The organism is Streptomyces sp. NPDC089424, assembly GCF_044749345.1.
GTDB lineage: Bacteria > Actinomycetota > Actinomycetes > Streptomycetales > Streptomycetaceae > Streptomyces.
Genome location: NZ_JBIVHU010000001.1, coordinates 456,574 through 473,073, shown reverse-complemented (window position 1 = coordinate 473,073; position 16,500 = coordinate 456,574). Strand labels below are relative to the sequence as shown.

Here is a 16,500-nt window from a genome sequence, read left to right as displayed (position 1 = left end):
TGGTCGTATGAGCAAGACCGCGCTGGCCGTGATCGACATGATCAACAGGTACGACCACAAGGACGCCGAACTGCTCATCCCCTCGGCCGGGGCCGTGGTGCCGGTCGTCGCCGAGCTGATCGGGCGCGCGCGGCAGCGGTCGGTTCCGGTCATCTACGTCAACGACAACTTCGGCGAGTGGCGCTCGCACCACGGTGAGCTTCTGAAGCACGCGCTGGAGGGCCCGCACGCCGACCTCGTGGCGCCGCTGGAACCCGACACGGACTCGCTCTTCGTGCTCAAGGCCCGCCATTCGATCTTCTACGAGACGCCACTGCACTACCTGCTCCAGCAGCAGGGCATCGACCGGCTCGTGCTGTGCGGCCAGGTGACCGAGCAGTGCGTGCTCTACTCGGCGCTCGACGCCCACATCCGGCACTACGAGGTGATCGTGCCCTGGGACGCCGTCGCCCACATCCACGCCGACCTCGCCGAGGCGGCGCTGCGGATGATGGAACGCAACATGGACGCGCACATCTGCGACAGCCGCGACCTCTGGCCGTGACGGGCCGACAGGCCCTAGGACTCCAGTTCCGCGAGTGCCTCCCTGGCCCGGCGGGCCAGGCCGTCGGCGCCGCAGGAGCGGGCCAGCGTCAGGCCCCGGTTCAGCTCGGTGGTGGAGCGGGCGGCGAGGCCGTACTCGACACGGGCCGCGGCGTGCTCGTACTGGCAGGGCGAGGCCTCCAGATACGTGACCGCCTGCGCGGCGAGGCTCACCTTGCGCCGGCCCGTCTCCAGGCGGGCGGCGCAGCGCAGGGCCTCGCCGATCGCGGTGTCGGTACCGAACAGCTCGGCCTGACGGCGCGCGTCGGCCGCGAGCCGGGCGGCGCGTGCCGGGTCCTGCACGGCGAGGGCCCCGGCGAGGTCGAGGGTCGAGGGCGCGAGCACCGGGTTGTGACCGCCGCGGACGGCGGCGGCCTTCTCGGCGGCCTCCAGTTCGCCCACGCCCTCCTCGGTGCGGCCCACGGCGAGCAGCAGCCGGCCGCGCACCGACCGGGTGTCGGGCAGCACGATGGTGGACGGGTAGGGCGGGGTGAAGCCGTACTGCTCGGCCACCGACCAGGCCTCCCGGACGTGGCCGCGGGCCAGCAGGGTGTCGACGAGGCCGCAGGTCGCCGACCAGTACAGGGGCAGTCCCCGGCCGACCCGCTCGGCCAGGCGCAGCGACTCGCGCAGGACGGACTCGGCGTCCCGCAGCCGGCCCTGCCTGCGGAAGGCGAGGCCCAGAAAGGCGTTGGCCAGGGCGAGGTGGCCGCCGCTCCAGCCGGCCGTGGTGTAGGTGCGCAGGGCCTCGGCGAACAGGTTCTCCGCACGGTCGAGGCGGTCGGCGTAGGCGTAGGAGCTGCCCAGCATCATCAGCAGCTCGACACCCCACTCGGTGTCGGTCCAGCCGAGTCCGGGCGCGAGCCGGCCGTTGACGAGGGCGCGGTCGCACAGTTCGACGACCTCCTCGGCGCTCTCCCCGTGGTTCATCGCGTCGAAGCCGCGCAGGATGAGCAGCGCGCGCTCGGAGTTGTCGCGGCCGGTGCAGGTGCGGGCCAGTTCGGCGAGCCGCTCGGAGCGTCCCGGTGTCTGCGCCTCACCGGCGTGGATGCCCTCCCACATGTACTGGACGGCCCGCAGCCGCAACCGGGCGGGACCCTCCTCGTGCCGGGCGGCCTCGGCCTCGACGGTGCGTACGGCCTGTTCGAGCTGGTCGTTGTGGAGCAGGGCCTGGGAGAGGCGGAAGACGGCGTCGACGCGGGCGGCCCCGTCGAGGCCGGGCATGGCGAGCGCGGTCTGGAGGTGGCCGATGGTGCGGGCGGGCGCGGTGAGCAGGGTCGCGCAGCCGAGTTCGTAGAGCACGCGCGCGTGCACGTCGGGCCGGGGCGGCTCCAGCAGGGCGCGTTCGAGGCAGCGGCGGGCCGCGTCGGGGGCGCCGACGGCGAGGTGCTCCCGGGCGGCCGCGCGCAGTTGGTCGACGAGTTCGACGTCGTCGTCCGGGTGGACCTGGAGCAGATGCCGGGAGGCGGCGGCGGGACCGCGGCCGGAGTCGGTGACGATCTGTGCGGCGATGCCGTGCATGGCGGTGCGCAGGGCGTCCGGGATCGAGTTGTAGACGGCGGTGGCGATCAGCGGGTGGACGAACTCCAGGTCGCCGTCGTCGGCCTGCGCGCCCGCCGGGTCGGGTGCGGTCAGGATCCGGGCCGAGCACAGCAGGTCGGCGCAGCGCAGGGCCTGTTCGTGACGCATGGTGGTGAGCCTGGCCACCAGGTCCACGGATATGCCGGTGCCGAGTATGGCGGCCGCCCAGGCGAAGCGGGTGGCGTCGATGCCGAGCCCCTCCAGGCGGGCGACGAGCCCGCCGCCGCGCGCCGAGCGGTTCAGGGCGCGCAGTTCACCGGCGGAGGACTCGGTCGGCTCCAGTTCGGTGTCCCGCACCTTGGCGAGGAGTTCGACGGTCTCGTAGGGGTTGCCGCCGGTGACGGCCCAGACCTCACGGCAGAACGGGGCGTCGGCGTGCCGGCCGACGCTCGCGCGGGTGAGTCCGGCGGTGGCGTCCGGGGTGAGGGCGCTCAGGATCGTCTCCGGGCGGCCCGCGGCGGCGGCGACCGCGTCGAGGTGGCGGGCGCTCTCGCCGGTCACCTCGCCCGGCCTGCGCGCCACCACCACCAGCACGGACAGGTCGTGCAGCCGCTCGGCGAAGGCGGCGAGCCAGCGCAGTGTCTCCTGGTCGGCCCAGTGCGCGTCGTCGATGAGCAGCACCAGCGGCCAGTCCCGCTTGGCCAGCCGCCGCACGGCGACGACGAGTCCGTCGCACACGCCCTGCGGGTCGGCCTGGCGCCCGCCGGGGTCGGCGATGCCGAGGGCGGGGCCGGCGACGTCGTACCAGTCGCCGAGGTACTCCCTGGCCTCCTCGGGGAGCAGGGAGACGAGGGCGGGCTGGAGCAGTTGGCGTACGACGTTGAAGGGGACGGAGCGCAGGGTCTCGCCGCCGCGTGCCGACCACACCGTGCAGCCGCGTTCCTCGGCCAGCCGGCGGGTCTCGGCGAGCAGCGCGGTCTTGCCGAAGCCGGCCTCGCCGCGTAAGAGCAGCAGGCCGCCCGACGACGCGCGGTCCCCGCACAGGGCGTCGAGCGCCTCGACCACCCCGGCGATCTCCTCGTCCCGTTCCCACAGGGAAGCCGAGGCGCCCGCCGCCGGCGGATCCACCGTCATCCCGCTGCCTCCCCTGGTCGCCCGAACGACGTACAGGGCGAGCGTAGCCCCACGGGAGGTCCGGCGGTGGGTGGTCGGGGGGAGTGTGGTAGCCATGGGTGACGTCCTGGTGAAAGTTATTGACAGCCGACGGCCCGTGAACTGACGCTAATTTTCCCCTGCCGGGAACCCGCGGGGCGACGGGACGGGAGGCACCCTGATGAAGGCGCCCGCGAAGGTGGCCGGCACCAGGCCTGAACGGTCCCGCCGGGCGCTGGTCGCGGGCTCGGTGGGCAACTTCATCGAGTGGTACGAGTTCGGTGTCTACGGCTACTTCGCCACCGTCATCGCCGCCCGCTTCTTCACCCCGGAGGGCGGCAGCGAGGCCGAGGCCCTGGTGAAGACGTACGCCTCCTTCGCCCTGGCCTTCTTCTTCCGGCCCGTCGGGGCCGCCCTGTTCGGGCGGCTCGGCGACCGGATCGGCCGACGGCCGGTGCTGATCCTGGTGATCGCGCTGATGACCGGCGCGACGACCCTGATCGGAGCGCTGCCGACGTACGAGACGGCCGGGGCGCTCGCGCCCTGGCTGCTCACGTTCCTGAGGGTGCTTCAGGGCCTGTCGGCGGGCGGCGAGTTCGGCGGGGCGGTGGCGGTGATGACCGAGTTCGCCCCGCCCGGCAGGCGCGGACTGTACGGCTCGTGGCAGTCGTTCACCGTCGCGCTGGGTCTGCTCGGCGGGGCGGGCGCGGCGGCGCTGCTGGCCACCGTGCTGACGGAGGCCCAACTCGGCGACTGGGGCTGGCGGCTGCCGTTCCTGCTGACGCTGCCGATGGGGCTGGGCGCGCTCTGGCTGAGGCTGCGGCTGGAGGAGACACCGGCGTTCAGCGAGCGGCGCGAGCTGCGCAGCCCGCCCCCGCGCGAGGTGGCGCGGGCGATCGCGCTCGGCGCCGGGCGGATCATGGGCTGGGCCGCGGCCGGGTACACCTTCCTGGTCGTGCTGCCGTCCTACCTCCAGAACAGCCTGGACGCGAGCTTCCAGCAGGCGCTGCTCGCCACCGTGCTGGCCAACCTCGGCTTCGCGGTGACCATCGTCCCGGCGGGGCTGCTCAGCGACCGCGTGGGGCGGCGGCCGGTGATGCTCTGCGGGGCGCTGCTGGTGGTGGTCCTCGCGGTGCCGCTGCTGAACCTGCTCCAGGACCCGGGGGCCGCCGAGTCCGTCAAGGGCCTGGCGGTGTTCGCGGCCGGCGCGGTGGTCGGGCTGATGGCGGGGCCGGGCCCGGCGATGCTGTCGGAGATGTTCCCGACCACCGTCCGCTACACCGGCCTGGGACTCGCCTACGCCCTGTCCAATGCGGTGTTCTCGGGCTGTGCCGGGCTCATCATCACGGAGACGATCGAGCGGACCGGAAACGTGGACATCCCGGCGTACTACGCGGCGGCCACCTGCGCGGTCAGTGTGCTGGCCCTCGCCACCCTCCCGGCGAGGGGACCTTCGAAGGAGGCGAGGTGAACGGATGCGGGTCATCGGGCTGATGTCCGGCACGTCGTACGACGCCATCGACGCGGCGGCGGCCGAGCTGAGCCTCGTCGGAGACGGCCTCGTGCTCAAGCCGCTCGGGATGGTGAGTGAGTCCTACGACGAGGAGGTGCGGTCGGCGCTCGCGGCGGCACTGCCCCCCGGGACCACGACCCTGGCGCAGGTGTGCCGGCTCGACACCCTGATCGGGCAGGCCTTCGCGGCGGCGGCCGTCCGGGCCGACCGGGAACTGTGCGACGGACGCGCCGAGTTGGTGGCCTCGCACGGACAGACGGTGTACCACTGGGTCGACGAGGGCCACGTACGCGGCACCCTCCAGCTCGGGCAGCCCGCGTGGATCGCCGAGGCGACCGGGCTGCCCGTCGTCGCCGACTTCCGGCCCCGGGACATCGCCGCCGGCGGTCAGGGCGCCCCGCTGGTCAGCCTGGTCGACCTGTTGTGGCTGCGCGGCCGCCCGGGCACCCCGGTGGCCCTGAACCTCGGCGGCATCGCCAATCTCACCGCCGTCGACGGGACCGCCTTCGACACCGGGCCCGCGTGCGCGCTGATCGACGCGGCGGCACACGGCTTCAGCGGCGGACGGCTCGCCTGCGACGTGGACGGCGCCCTCGCCGCCCGTGGCCGGGTCCAGCCGGTGCTGCTGGAGCGGCTGCTGGAGGAGCCGTACTACGCGCTGCCCGCACCCAAGACCACCGGCAAGGAGCTGTTCCACGTCGGGTATCTGCACAAGGCGCTGGCCGGGGTCGGCACCCTGCCCGCCGAGGACGTGATCGCGACCCTGACCCGGCTCACCGCGCGCACGGTCGCCGACGCCGTGCGGTCGGTGGGCGCCACGGAGGTGATCGCGTCCGGCGGCGGCACCCGCAATCCGGTGCTGATGCGGATGCTCGGGGAGTCGCTGCCGGGTGTGGCGGTGCGCCGCTCCGACGAGCTCGGGCTCCCGTCCGACGCGAAGGAGGCCTACGCGTTCGCGGTCCTGGGGTTCCTGACGGCGCACGGGCTGCCGGGCACGGTCCCGGCGAGCACGGGGGCCCGGCATCCGAGCGTGCTGGGGTCGGTGACGCCGGGGCGGGACGGAGTGCGCCTTCCGCCGGCCGCCGCGCGCGGACCGGTACGCCTGGTGCTGGAATGACCGGGCGTCAGTCCGTGGGGCCCAGGTGACGTGTGCCGGTCCGCCTGTCCTCGGCCGGCGGGGGTCCCTCTCATCCGTCTTTCACCGAGGCCTCATACGGTGGGGGCATGACGCAGTTGACTCCTCCCGGGTGGTACCCCGACCCCGGGCAGACAAGTGACGGTCCCGCCACCGAGCGCTGGTGGGACGGCAAGGCGTGGACGGACCGGACCCGTCCGGCGGGGTCGGCCGCGGCCTGGGGTCCGCCGGCGGGGCCCGCGCCGGCCGCCCACGGCCAGCAGACCCAGCCGGCGTTTCCCCCGTATCCGGGAGGTGCCGGGGCTCCCGGCCAGGCGGGGCACCAGGCGTACCCGGGGTTCCCCGGGCACCCGGGATATCCCGGGTATCCGGTCCAGCCGCCGGGCGGGCGGCGGCGCGGCCTGCGCACCGCGATAGCCATCACGGCCGCGGCCGCGGTCCTCGCCTGCATCGGGGTCGGCGTCTACGCGCTGAACAAGGACGACGGCGGTACGAGCCGCGCCGATTCGCAGCAGCAGGGACCGGACGGGCGGGACGGCGGCGAGGGCGGGCCGTTCGGCGACGAGGGCTCCGGCGGTTCGGGCGGCCCCGAGGGCGAGTCCCCCGAGTCCGGGCGGCCGCAGGCGCCGGAGGTCGAGGGCGGCGGCACGCTGTCCGACCCCGTCAACGGGATCAGCATGACGGTGCCCGAGGGCTGGAGCGGCCAGTCCTTCGACGTGGGCGCGCAGATGACGTCCGAGGACAGCTACAAGTGCCCCGGCGACACGTCCAAGTCCTGCACGAAGGGCGGCGCGTACTCGGCGCCCGCCGAGGTGCTCGGCACCAAGGGCAGCACACCCGAGCAGGTCGCGAAGGCCGACATCGCGGCGAACGCCGAGGAGTCCTACGGCGGCAACAGCTACGGGAAGATCACCTCGCACCGGGTGCTGGCGTCCGAGGCGGTGACCGTGGCCGGGCAGAAGGGCTACCTGGTCCGCTGGAAGGCGGTCACCAGCAAGGGCGCCGACGGTCTGGTCGAGTCGCTGGTGTTCCCCTCGCCCGGTGACTCCGGGCGGCTCGTCGTGGTCCGCTTCGGCATCGACGCCGACCAGGACGTGTCCCTGATCGACGAGATCACCGAGGGGATCAAGGTGTCCGCCGGCGGCGGCGACGGGCGGAGCGTCTAGCGTCCCGCCCTGTTCGGCCGGGCGGGGAACCTCTCCGCTCCAGAGGTACCCCACCCGGCCGGGGTGGCGCGCCGCCCCCGTCCCCACGGTGCGGCGCGAGCAGGCCGGTCGTCCCGTCATCCCTCGGACGACGCGGCCTGGGTCTTCAGGTGAGTCCTAGCGCCGGCAGCACGGCGGACTCCACGAACTCCACCAGGAAGTCCGGGTCGGCGTCCCGGCCGTCCAGCATGGGCCGCACCCGCAGCACGCCGAAGATCTGCGCGGCCACGTACGGCAGCGCCGGATGGCCGGCGGCGATCTCCCCGCGTTCCACACCGCGCCGCAGGATCCGCTCGACCGCGGCGAGGTCGGGTTCGACGAGCGTCTCGCGCAGCGCCTGCGCCAGTTCCTCGTCCTCCAGTACCGCGTGACCGAGCGCCTGGACGAGCCGGTGGTCCCGTCCGGACCACTCCCCCAGCACCCGCGCGACCTGCCGCAGGTCCCCGGCCAGCGAGCCGCTGTCGATCCCCTCGAAGCACACCCGGCGCCGCGAGCGCAGCGCCGCGGCCACGAACTGCGGCTTGGTCTTCCACTGCCGGTACAGCGTGGACTTGCTGCACCGCGTGCTGGTGGCGACACCGTCCATCGTCACCGCGTCGTATCCGCACTCGCGGATCTGCTCGATCACCGCGTCGAAGAACTCCTGCTCACGCTCCCGCGTCAACTTGGAGCGGCGCGAGGCGCCGACCGTCTCCGGTCGGTCCGCGGCCTGCGACGTCATGGGTCCGTCTCCTCGCTCCGGTCACTTCCGGTCCTGCGGCCAGGGGCCCGTGGTCCAGTGTGTCGTACGCAATCGATACGCCAGTGTACCGGTACAGAGGCGTATCGGTACACTGGCGTACCGGTACGTCACCGTATCGATGAGCTTTCAGCACCACCGTCAGTGAAGGGGCCGGGGGATGAATGCCCGCACCGAGCCTGCCGAGGACGACTCCGCGATAGCGCGGCCGCCTCTTGTCCGGGAGTTCCTGCTGGTCGCGGGACTCCTCCTCGTCTACAAGTCCGGCCGGCTCCTCGCGACCGACCACACCCACGCGGCCTTCCGCAACGCCCACCGGGTGTGGGATCTGGAACGGGCCGTCCACCTCCCGGCCGAGGGCTGGGTGCAGTCCCTGCTGCTGCACGGCGAGGCACCGGTGCGGCTGGCGAACACCTACTACGCCGCCGTCCACTTCCCCGCGACCGCCGCCTTCCTGGTCTGGCTGTACCTGCGGCGCCCCGGCCACTACCTCTGGGCCCGCCGGGTGCTCGCCGCCCTCACCGCCGCCGCGCTGGTGCTGCATCTGGCCTTCCCGCTCGCGCCGCCGCGGATGCTCGCGGCGACCGGGCTGACCGACACCGGGCAGGTGTACGGGCCGTCCGTGTACGGCTCCCCCGAGGCCGACCAGTTGTCGAACCAGTTCGCGGCCATGCCCTCGCTGCACTTCGGCTGGGCCCTGATGCTGGCCGTCGGTGTGATCGTGGCGACCCGCTCGCGGCTGCGCTGGCTGTGGCTGCTGCACCCGCTGCTGACCCTGCTGGTGATCGTGGGCACCGCCAACCACTACTGGCTGGACGCGCTCGTCGCGGCCGTCCTGCTGGCCGGGGCGCTGGCGCTCGTCCGCCCGGCGCCGCGCACGGCCGCGCCGCCCGGCCGCCTCCTCGTACCGGCGGGCCGGACGGTACGGGCGACGGCTCAGGCCACGGCGCCCGGACCGGCGGCGCCGGCGCGGGAGCCGGTGCTCGCGGAGGCGGGCCGATGAGCGCCACCGTGCTCGCCGTCGTCCTGTCGCTGTTCTCCGCGGTCGCCTACGCCGCCGCCGCCGTCGCCCAGGAACGGCTCGCCGCCCGCGCGGCCGGCTCGGGGGTGCTGCGGCTGCTGGCCAGCGCGGCATGGTGGGTGTCGGTGGCGCTGAACGCCTCCGGCGCGGTGCTGCACGTCGTCGCCCTGAACTACGGACCCCTGACGGTGGTGCAGCCGCTGGGGGCGCTGACACTGGTCGCCGCGGTGCCGATGGGAGCCCGGCTCGCGGGCCGGCGGGTCAGCGCGGTGGAGTGGCGCGGCACCGCCTTCACGCTTGCGGGTCTGGGCGCGCTGCTCGTGACGGCGTCGGGCCCCGCTCCCGACGACGTGCTCAGCGTGCCCGAGGCGCTGACGGTCGCGGGTTCGGCGTCCGTGCTGATCTGCGTGCTCGCCCGGCCCGGCACCCGGCCCGGCCTGCGGCACGCCGGCGCGTCCGGGATCGCCTCCGGGGTGGGCTCCGCCCTCACCCAGACGGTGACGGTGGCCGCGACGGACTCCTCCGGGCCGCTGCTCGGCTTCCAGGTGGTGGGAGTGGCCCTGCTCGTCGCGGTGTTCGCGTGCGGCGGCGTGCTGCTGGCGCAGACCGCCTACCGGGACGGGCTCGGCGCCCCGCTCGCGGTGGTGACCCTGAGCAATCCGTTGGCGGCCTCGGTGGTCGGCCTGTCGCTGCTGGGCGAACGGCTGCGGGGCGGGGCGACGGGCGTACTGCTCGCCGTCACGGGGGCGCTGCTGGCGTCCTGGGGCGTGGTGCTGCTGTCCCGGACGCCGTCCGGCGGGGGCCCCGCACTGCCGTCCGGGCCGGAGACGGTGATGCCCCGGCCGTCGCGGCCGGGGCACCTCACGCCGCTCTGAGCGCGGCCGACCCTCGCTAGTCCGTGACGATCGCCGGGTCGCTCACACCCGGGCGCCCGTTGTCCACGTGTCCGGCGAAGCGCCGCAGGTACGACGGGTCCGCGTCGGAGGTGACCGTCAGGTCGTACCAGCGCCGGCTCCTCGACAGGTCGGCGACGTGCTTCACCGTCGAGCCCGCGCGCACCTTCAGGGTCTTCGCCCGGCCGGTGTAGCCATCGACCAGCCGCAGCTGCGCCGTGCCGGAGCCCTTGTTGGTGAAGGTCAGCACGACGTCGTCGCCGAAGTGGCGCGCGGTGACCTCCGGGCCCGCCACCTTGTTCGGGCCCCTGAAGACGCGCACGAACCCGTTGGGGCCGTGCACGGTCAGGTCGTAGGAGCCCTGGGAGTACGCCGAGTTCCAGGTGTCGGAGAGGCTCTCGCCGGCCCCGGTGGTGTACTGCCACGGCCCGTCGGTGCGGTTGCCCGACGTGACCAGGAAGGCGGCACCGGCCTTCTCGCCGGAGGCGAAGCCGAGCGTGAACTTCCCGGCCGCCGCGTCCACCGCGCCGTCCACCACTGGGGCGTACCTGAGCGGGCGGGCCGGGCGCAGGCCACGCTCCTGCTTCGGCATGTCCGGGTCGGCCGGCGGCGTCGGCCGGTAGTCCGGGTGACGCTCGCGGTCCGGCGGCTCGTAGGCGTCGGTGTCCGGCAGGTGGGCCGGCTTGGTGTCCTTGCGGGAGAAGTCGAAGGCGGACGTCAGGTCGCCGCAGACGGCACGCCGCCAGGGCGAGATGTTCGGCTCCTCGACACCGAAGCGGCGCTCCATGAAGCGGACGATCGAGGTGTGGTCGAGGGTCTCGGAGCAGACGTAGCCGCCCTTGCTCCACGGCGAGACGACCAGCATGGGCACCCGGGGGCCCAGGCCGTAGGCGCCGGCCGGGCGCTTGCTGTCGCCCGGGTAGACGTCCAGGGAGACGTCGACCGTGGACAGGCCCTGCGCGGCGGACTTCGGCGGCAGCGGGGGCACCACGTGGTCGAAGAAGCCGTCGTTCTCGTCGTAGGTGATGAACAGGGCCGTCTTCGCCCACACCGCGGGGTTGGAGGTGAGCGCGTCCAGGACCTTGGCGATGTACCAGGCGCCGTAGTTGGTCGGCCAGTTGGAGTGCTCGGAGAAGGCCTCGGGAGCCGCGATCCAGGAGATCTGCGGCAGCCGGTCGGCCTTGACGTCGGCCTGGAGCCGGTCGAAGTAGCCGTCGCCGTTCTTCACGTCGGTGCCGGTGCGGGCCTTGTCGTACCAGGGGTCGCCGGGCTCGGCGCCCCGGTACTTGTTGAAGTACAGCAGCGAGTTGTCGCCGTAGTTGCCCCGGTAGGGGTCGTCGATCCAGCCCCAGGAACCGTCCGCGTCCAGGCCGTCGCCGATGTCCTGGTAGATCTTCCAGGAGATCCCCGCCTGCTCCAGGCGCTCGGGGTACGTCGTCCAGTCGTAGCCCAGCTCGTCGTTGCCGAGCACCGGGCCGCCGCCCTTGCCGTCGTTGCCCGTGTGGCCGGACCACATGTAGTAGCGGTTCGGGTCGGTGGAGCCGATGAACGAGCAGTGGTAGGCGTCGCAGACGGTGAAGGTGTCGGCGAGGGCGTAGTGGAACGGGATGTCCTCGCGGGTCAGGTACGCCATGGTCGTGGTGCCCTTGGCGGGCAGCCACTTGTCGTACTTGCCGCCGTTGTAGGCCTGCTGGCCGTCGTTCCAGCTGTGCGGCAGACCCTCCAGGAACTGCATGCCGAGGTCGTCGGCGTCCGGGTGGAAGGGCAGCACCTCCTTGCCGGCGTTCGCCTGGTGCCAGACCGACTTGCCGTTGTCCAGCTTCACCGGACGCGGGTCGCCGAAGCCGCGGACGCCGCGGAGCTTGCCGAAGTAGTGGTCGAAGGAACGGTTCTCCTGCATCAGGACGACGATGTGCTCGACGTCCTCGATCGTCCCGTTGCGGTGGTTGGCCGGCAGGGCGGCGGCCCGCTCGATGCTGCTCGCGAGGGCGGTGAAGGCGGTGGTGGCCCCCGCGATCTGGAGGAACTTGCGCCGGTTGACTTCGGGCATGACTGAGGGACCTCTCGTCCTGGGGGAGTTCGACCGGGCCGGATGCTGACGAAACGCGCGCGAAAGGAGTGTTTCAAGAGCACCGAACGTCCGGGAAGGGCCCGATGGCGTCGCTGTGAAGGTCGCGCGTACGCGGAGGTGTGTCAGGGCGTGTCCCGGCCTTCGCGGAGATCCTCTGACAAATCACCACCGGACAGGCGGTGTTCAGGAGCGGCGAGCCGGAACTGCCGGGTGGTCACCCCGGCCCGACCGTGGCGCCGTCGGCGACCTGAACGCCGGCGGTGCCCGGTCAGGCCTCGGGGGTGGGGACCACCGTGAGATGGCTCGCGGGGCGACGGTCCTGCGACCGTCGGCGGGGGGCCGGGGCGGGGCGGCGCGGCTCGCGCAGCACCATGGTGAGCCGGGTGCAGCCCAGGTCCCGCAGGGTCCTCGGCGTCTCGGCGACGATCCGGCAGTCGGTGGCTCCCCAGCGCGGGTCGGGGTGCAGCAGCGGGCGCACCGCCCCGTCGTGCTCGACGGCGGCCTCGCCGACCGCGCGCACCCAGTGCGGCAGCCCCTGCCGGAAGGCGGCCTCCATGAGGGGGTCCTGCGCGATCTCCCGCCGGATGGCCTGCAGCCCGTGGTCGTGACCGTGGCGCTCCACCGCGTCGGCGAAGTGGGCCAGCATCGGAAGGCACCAGCGCGACTCGTGGTCCCCGAGCACACCCGCGGCATCCGGGTGGAACAGCACGAATCTCAGGAAGTTGTCACCGGGCATGGCCGTCGGATGCGGCGCGACCCCGCCGAAGAGCGCCGCGAAGGCGCTGTTGGCCAGGACGACGTCCCAGCGCCGGTCGACGACGACGGACGGGAAGGGTACGGCCTCCATGAAGGCGGCGTAGTCCTCCAGATACGACTGGGCCTCGGAATCCTCGGGGACGGACCGCAACGCGGACCGCTGCCCTCCTGCCTGGTGTGCCATCGGGAGGTCACCCCTCTTGCCTATGCGGCCTTCACGCGGCGACCCGATCCTGATGCCCCGAAGCTTGCCGTGTCAACTATCGTGGCATTTCATGCCGGTCGACGGCTGAAATTGGCCACAGTTGTGGCGAGACCTGGATGTGAGTTCGAACCACCCGCTACTCTCCGGGAAGTTCACGGCAATTACTCGCGAGAAGTGTGTGAGAGACGTAGGAGATCTGTCGGTGACGGATGGCTACGAGGTTCCGGGCGCCACGGCGACGGCCACCCTGCCGGCCGTGATCGCCCGCGTCACCGCGCTCGCCGACCGGCTGGGCGTGCCGCACGCGGAGGTCTTCGACACCGCCCGGCTCTCCGTGGCCTGCGGCGTGCCCGAGCCCGTCGTCAGGGAGCTGCTGCGCGGCCGCCCGGCGGGCGAGCCCGATGTGCAGGCGCGGTTCCTGCAACGCCTGGACCTGCTGCGGCGCACCCGGCTGAAAAGCAACGGGCGCCGGTACACCCAGCAGGAGATCGCCGACGGCGCCGGGATGTCACGGCAGCAGGCGGGCGCCCTCATCAACGGCGACCGGCGCCCCACCATGGAGCACTGCGACGCCATCCAGCGCTTCTTCCGGGTGCACGCCGGCTTCCTCACGGCCGAGGACCCCGAGGCGCTCGCGGACGTCCTCCAGCGCACCGAGCAGGAGCTGCTGCAGAAGCTGGCCGACCGGGAGCGGGAGGCGGCCGCGGCGGCCGACGACCCGCTGGAGCGGCTGCTCCAGGACCACGGCGTGCGCGGAATCGCCTGGCGGGCCGCCCAACTGCCCACCGACCAGCACCGCGACAAGGTCGCCGAATGGCTGGACATGCTCCTGGAGAGCGTCAAGCGGCCCGAGTCGTGATCCGGGAGAGAATCTGTGGGCATCGGTAAGGAAATGCGCCGTCTGTGCGGCGAGCTGGTCGCGGAGCTGACCCTGTCCGCACCGGCGCGCCCGACCGACCTCTACTCCGCGCTGTGCGACGGCATGAGCAGACGCCGCGGCCGCCCCGTCCACTTCCGTACGGCCGCCTTCCCCATCGGCACGGCCAGCGGGCTGTGGCTCGACATGGCCGACCAGGACCTCGTGGTCATCGAGGAACGCACCGCCCCCGACCACCAGTTGGTGATCCTCGGGCACGAGCTGTGGCACATGAAGGCCGGGCACTGCAGCCATCACGTCGAGGGCGCCGCGGTCGCGGCCCGTTTACTCGACGACGACGCCGACCTCCAGGCGACCGTCCTGAAGGTGGCGGCCCGCACCCGCTTCGACCTCGCCGACGAGCGGGACGCGGAGAGCTTCGGGCTGCTGCTCGCCAGCAAGTGCCGCACCTGGCTCGCGGGTTCGGCACTGCGCGGACCGGTGCAGCGCGACCACCTGGCGGGCCGGATCGAGGCGTCGCTGGGCTACGTCGGGCCACAGCACTAGGACCGGTCCGCCGGCCTCGGACGAAACCTCCTCGCACCGGCGCGGAGCAGCGCCTTCGCGCCGCGCCGCGGTGCCTCGCACCTCCGCCGAGCGGGCGAACCGGGGCGCCTCGGAGCCGGATTGTCAGTGGTGGACGGCAAGCTGGGAGTGCGCCGTCGAGTCCGGGGGCGTGCGTGCCGTTCCGGCACGGGTGGCGACGACGAGACGGGGAGAGCCGACCGATGCCCACTGCCGTACTGACCGACCGGGAACGCACCGCCGTGCAGGCCTATCTGCGCCTGCTGCACACCGTACGAGCGGCATTCGACACCGCGGCCGGGCCACCCGACTCCCCTCGGCCGCCGGTCGTCCCGCCCGCCGTCCTCGCCGAGGCCGAACAGGCGCTGGCACGGGCCGGCCTGACGGGCAACGAGGAGGCCTTCTTCGGGCTGCTGCGGAGTTGGTGCCCGGAGACTTGAGCCCGTAGCGCCCAGGGGACGAGGGCCGCGCGCCGTCAGGCGTGCGGCACCGTCACCGCGGTGGCCGCAAGCCCCCGCTGGACCGTCCACCGGCCGTCGAAGGCGCCGAGCCGGCGGCCCCCGACGACGGGGCCGGGCACGAGGAGCCTCGCGTGGAAGCGCCCGTGCCCCGTGCCCTCGGGGCCGACGGTGATCTCGATGTCGGCCTCCGAGAAGTCCAGCCACTTCCCGGTGAGCGGGAACCACGCCTTGTACACGGACTCCTTGGCGCTGAAGAGCAGACGTTCCCAGTGGACCCCCGGGTGGCGCGCGGCCAGCTGCCTGAGCCGCGCCTGCTCCTCCGGCAGGGCCACGGCCTCCAGCACCCCGGGCGGGAGGGGCTCGTGCGGCTCGGCGTCTATGCCGAGCGAGACCAGGTCGGCCTCGCGCACCAGCGCCGCGGCGCCGTAGCCCTCGCAGTGGGTCATGCTGCCCACCAGTCCGGCGGGCCAGCCGGGGGCGCCGCGCTCGCCGGGCAGCACGGCCTGCGCCGGCACGCCGAGCTTATCCATGGCACGGCGGGCGCAGGCCCGTACGAGGGCGAACTCGCGCCGCCGCTTGTCGACGGCCCGCGCGACGACGGCCGCCTCCTGCGGGTACAGCGGCGCGGGCTCGCTCCCGTCGTCGCCGTGCACCTCCACGGCCACGACCGAGGCGGGCAGCAGTTCGTCGATCACGGCGTCGTGTCCTCCTTCGGCAGGATGCGGCGCAGCCGGCCCGGCGGCTCCTCGCGTCCGCGCCACTCGCGCGGATAGCCCACCGACACCTCCTCGAAGCGGACGCCGTCGTGCCAGGTGGTCCGCGGGATGTGGAGGTGTCCGTAGACCATCGTCTCCACCCGGAAGCGGCGGTGCCAGTCGGCCGTCAGCCGGGTGCCGCACCACATGGCGAACTCGGGGTACCACAGGACCTCGGTCGGGTGACGGTCCAGCGGGTAGTGGTTGACCAGCACGGTCGGCAGCTCTTCGGGGATCTCGGCGAGCCGCCGCTCGGTCTGCTCGACCCGCGCCCGGCACCAGGCCTCGCGCGTGGGGTAGGGGTCGGGGTGCAGCAGATGCTCGTCGCTGCAGACGATCCCGGTCGAGTGCGCGTAGGCCAGTCCCTCGTCCTTGGTCGTGCAGCCGGCGGGCAGGAAGGAGTAGTCGTACAGCAGGAACAGCGGCGCCACGGCGACCGGGCCGCCTGGGCCGTCCCAGACCGGGTACGGGTCCTCCGGGGTCGTCACGCCGAGCTCGCGGCACATCGCCACCAGGTGCTCGTAGCGTTCGACGCCCCGCAGGGTGACGGTGTCCGAGGGGTGGGTCCACAGCTCGTGGTTGCCGGGGACCCAGATCACCTTGCGGAAGCGTCCGGCGAGCAGTTCCAGGGCCCAGTGGATGCGGGACACGCTCTCCGCGACGTCCCCGGCCACCAGCAGCCAGTCGTCGTCGGTGTCGGGGCGCATCTTCTCCACCAGCTCGCGGTTCTCCGCGTACCCGATGTGCAGGTCGCTGATGGCCAGCAGCTGTCCGGCACCGCCGGCCGTCGATGTCACCTGTCTGCCCCCTCACGATCACACGGAGGCACCACGACAACACATGCGCGGCTCGGTCGGCAAGGGCCACCGGAGTGTATTAGTGGTTATCAGGGCCCCTCACGACAGGTGGGCGGGATCGGCGATTCCGTAACCCGCACGTTGCACGCGGGGGGCTCGCGAAGCCGTATGATCGCCCCAACACCGGCGCCCACGAACCCCCTTCACGCAAGGGCGCTTCGGTGTCCCTCCCCAATCCCCCTGGCCGGGCCGG

Annotated in this window: 15 protein-coding genes; 9 read left to right on the top strand and 6 right to left on the bottom strand. The window is 73.1% G+C overall.

Features of this window, described 5'->3' with window-relative positions; translation table 11 throughout:
• Positions 1 to 7: 7 nt before the first annotated feature.
• Complete coding sequence (locus ACIP2X_RS01940) at positions 8 to 544, top strand: cysteine hydrolase family protein (protein WP_401666205.1); 537 nt, start codon at positions 8 to 10, stop codon at positions 542 to 544.
• A 14-nt stretch (positions 545 to 558) separates the two neighbouring features.
• On the opposite strand, the gene ACIP2X_RS01935 is transcribed toward ACIP2X_RS01940, so the two are convergent.
• Positions 559 to 3,237, bottom strand: a complete 2,679-nt coding sequence (locus ACIP2X_RS01935) for an ATP-binding protein (protein WP_401666202.1) — start codon at positions 3,235 to 3,237, stop codon at positions 559 to 561.
• A gap of 199 nt (positions 3,238 to 3,436) precedes the next feature.
• Between ACIP2X_RS01935 and ACIP2X_RS01930 the strand changes: the two genes are divergently transcribed.
• The 3 genes from ACIP2X_RS01930 to ACIP2X_RS01920 all read left to right on the top strand — a co-directional run bounded on the left by ACIP2X_RS01930 (position 3,437) and on the right by ACIP2X_RS01920 (position 7,069).
• On the top strand, positions 3,437 to 4,726 hold the full coding sequence (locus ACIP2X_RS01930) for an MFS transporter (protein WP_401666200.1): 1,290 nt from the start codon (positions 3,437 to 3,439) through the stop codon (positions 4,724 to 4,726).
• 4 nt (positions 4,727 to 4,730) lie between these two features.
• The gene (locus tag ACIP2X_RS01925) at positions 4,731 to 5,885 is read left to right on the top strand and encodes an anhydro-N-acetylmuramic acid kinase (protein ID WP_401666198.1); all 1,155 of its coding nucleotides are present in this window, start codon (positions 4,731 to 4,733) and stop codon (positions 5,883 to 5,885) included.
• 107 nt (positions 5,886 to 5,992) lie between these two features.
• Positions 5,993 to 7,069 carry a DUF2510 domain-containing protein gene (locus ACIP2X_RS01920; protein ID WP_401666195.1) on the top strand — a complete coding sequence of 359 codons (1,077 nt, stop codon included), beginning with the start codon at positions 5,993 to 5,995 and terminating at the stop codon, positions 7,067 to 7,069.
• A gap of 145 nt (positions 7,070 to 7,214) precedes the next feature.
• Here ACIP2X_RS01920 and ACIP2X_RS01915 read toward each other — a convergent pair whose 3' ends face one another.
• A complete protein-coding gene (locus tag ACIP2X_RS01915; protein WP_401666193.1) occupies positions 7,215 to 7,829 on the bottom strand; it encodes a TetR/AcrR family transcriptional regulator C-terminal ligand-binding domain-containing protein in 615 nt (204 codons plus the stop codon).
• Positions 7,830 to 8,007: 178 nt separating this feature from the next.
• Between ACIP2X_RS01915 and ACIP2X_RS01910 the strand changes: the two genes are divergently transcribed.
• Both ACIP2X_RS01910 and ACIP2X_RS01905 read left to right on the top strand, forming a co-directional pair.
• A complete protein-coding gene (locus tag ACIP2X_RS01910; RefSeq protein WP_401666191.1) occupies positions 8,008 to 8,850 on the top strand; it encodes a phosphatase PAP2 family protein in 843 nt (280 codons plus the stop codon).
• Positions 8,847 to 9,743, top strand: a complete 897-nt coding sequence (locus ACIP2X_RS01905; protein ID WP_401666189.1) for a hypothetical protein — start codon at positions 8,847 to 8,849, stop codon at positions 9,741 to 9,743. Before ACIP2X_RS01910 ends, ACIP2X_RS01905 begins: the two co-directional genes overlap by 4 nt.
• Before the next feature lie 16 nt (positions 9,744 to 9,759).
• On the opposite strand, the gene ACIP2X_RS01900 is transcribed toward ACIP2X_RS01905, so the two are convergent.
• Both ACIP2X_RS01900 and ACIP2X_RS01895 read right to left on the bottom strand, forming a co-directional pair.
• A complete protein-coding gene (locus tag ACIP2X_RS01900; RefSeq protein ID WP_401666186.1) occupies positions 9,760 to 11,811 on the bottom strand; it encodes a phosphocholine-specific phospholipase C in 2,052 nt (683 codons plus the stop codon).
• 289 nt (positions 11,812 to 12,100) lie between these two features.
• Positions 12,101 to 12,772, bottom strand: coding sequence for a hypothetical protein (locus ACIP2X_RS01895; protein WP_401666184.1), 672 nt, complete (start codon positions 12,770 to 12,772; stop codon positions 12,101 to 12,103).
• Between the two features lie 223 nt (positions 12,773 to 12,995).
• Between ACIP2X_RS01895 and ACIP2X_RS01890 the strand changes: the two genes are divergently transcribed.
• From ACIP2X_RS01890 to ACIP2X_RS01880, 3 genes are all read left to right on the top strand, one after another.
• Positions 12,996 to 13,652, top strand: a complete 657-nt coding sequence (locus ACIP2X_RS01890) for a helix-turn-helix domain-containing protein (protein WP_401666182.1) — start codon at positions 12,996 to 12,998, stop codon at positions 13,650 to 13,652.
• 33 nt (positions 13,653 to 13,685) lie between these two features.
• Entirely contained in the window at positions 13,686 to 14,216 is a 531-nt protein-coding gene (locus tag ACIP2X_RS01885; protein ID WP_401668781.1) for a toxin-antitoxin system, toxin component, read from the top strand.
• 221 nt (positions 14,217 to 14,437) lie between these two features.
• A complete protein-coding gene (locus tag ACIP2X_RS01880) occupies positions 14,438 to 14,674 on the top strand; it encodes a hypothetical protein (protein ID WP_401666180.1) in 237 nt (78 codons plus the stop codon).
• Between the two features lie 35 nt (positions 14,675 to 14,709).
• On the opposite strand, the gene ACIP2X_RS01875 is transcribed toward ACIP2X_RS01880, so the two are convergent.
• On the bottom strand, positions 14,710 to 15,390 hold the full coding sequence (locus ACIP2X_RS01875) for a 4'-phosphopantetheinyl transferase (protein WP_401666178.1): 681 nt from the start codon (positions 15,388 to 15,390) through the stop codon (positions 14,710 to 14,712).
• Positions 15,387 to 16,247, bottom strand: a complete 861-nt coding sequence (locus tag ACIP2X_RS01870) for a metallophosphoesterase family protein (RefSeq protein ID WP_401666175.1) — start codon at positions 16,245 to 16,247, stop codon at positions 15,387 to 15,389. The genes ACIP2X_RS01875 and ACIP2X_RS01870 overlap by 4 nt, the downstream gene beginning before the upstream one ends.
• Between the last annotated feature and the right edge of the window lie 253 nt (positions 16,248 to 16,500).

Bases quoted from the DNA above. Each gene is read 5' to 3' on its own strand.
- ACIP2X_RS01925 (WP_401666198.1), top strand. From the start codon at position 4,731: ATGCGGGTCATCGGGCTGATGTCCGGCACGTCGTACGACGCCATCGAC.
- ACIP2X_RS01930 (WP_401666200.1), top strand. From the start codon at position 3,437: ATGAAGGCGCCCGCGAAGGTGGCCGGCACCAGGCCTGAACGGTCCCGC.
- ACIP2X_RS01905 (WP_401666189.1), top strand. From the start codon at position 8,847: ATGAGCGCCACCGTGCTCGCCGTCGTCCTGTCGCTGTTCTCCGCGGTC.
- ACIP2X_RS01880 (WP_401666180.1), top strand. From the start codon at position 14,438: ATGCCCACTGCCGTACTGACCGACCGGGAACGCACCGCCGTGCAGGCC.
- ACIP2X_RS01915 (WP_401666193.1), bottom strand. From the start codon at position 7,829: ATGACGTCGCAGGCCGCGGACCGACCGGAGACGGTCGGCGCCTCGCGC.
- ACIP2X_RS01935 (WP_401666202.1), bottom strand. From the start codon at position 3,237: ATGACGGTGGATCCGCCGGCGGCGGGCGCCTCGGCTTCCCTGTGGGAA.
- ACIP2X_RS01920 (WP_401666195.1), top strand. From the start codon at position 5,993: ATGACGCAGTTGACTCCTCCCGGGTGGTACCCCGACCCCGGGCAGACA.
- ACIP2X_RS01900 (WP_401666186.1), bottom strand. From the start codon at position 11,811: ATGCCCGAAGTCAACCGGCGCAAGTTCCTCCAGATCGCGGGGGCCACC.
- ACIP2X_RS01910 (WP_401666191.1), top strand. From the start codon at position 8,008: ATGAATGCCCGCACCGAGCCTGCCGAGGACGACTCCGCGATAGCGCGG.
- ACIP2X_RS01940 (WP_401666205.1), top strand. From the start codon at position 8: ATGAGCAAGACCGCGCTGGCCGTGATCGACATGATCAACAGGTACGAC.
- ACIP2X_RS01885 (WP_401668781.1), top strand. From the start codon at position 13,686: ATGCGCCGTCTGTGCGGCGAGCTGGTCGCGGAGCTGACCCTGTCCGCA.
- ACIP2X_RS01895 (WP_401666184.1), bottom strand. From the start codon at position 12,772: ATGGCACACCAGGCAGGAGGGCAGCGGTCCGCGTTGCGGTCCGTCCCC.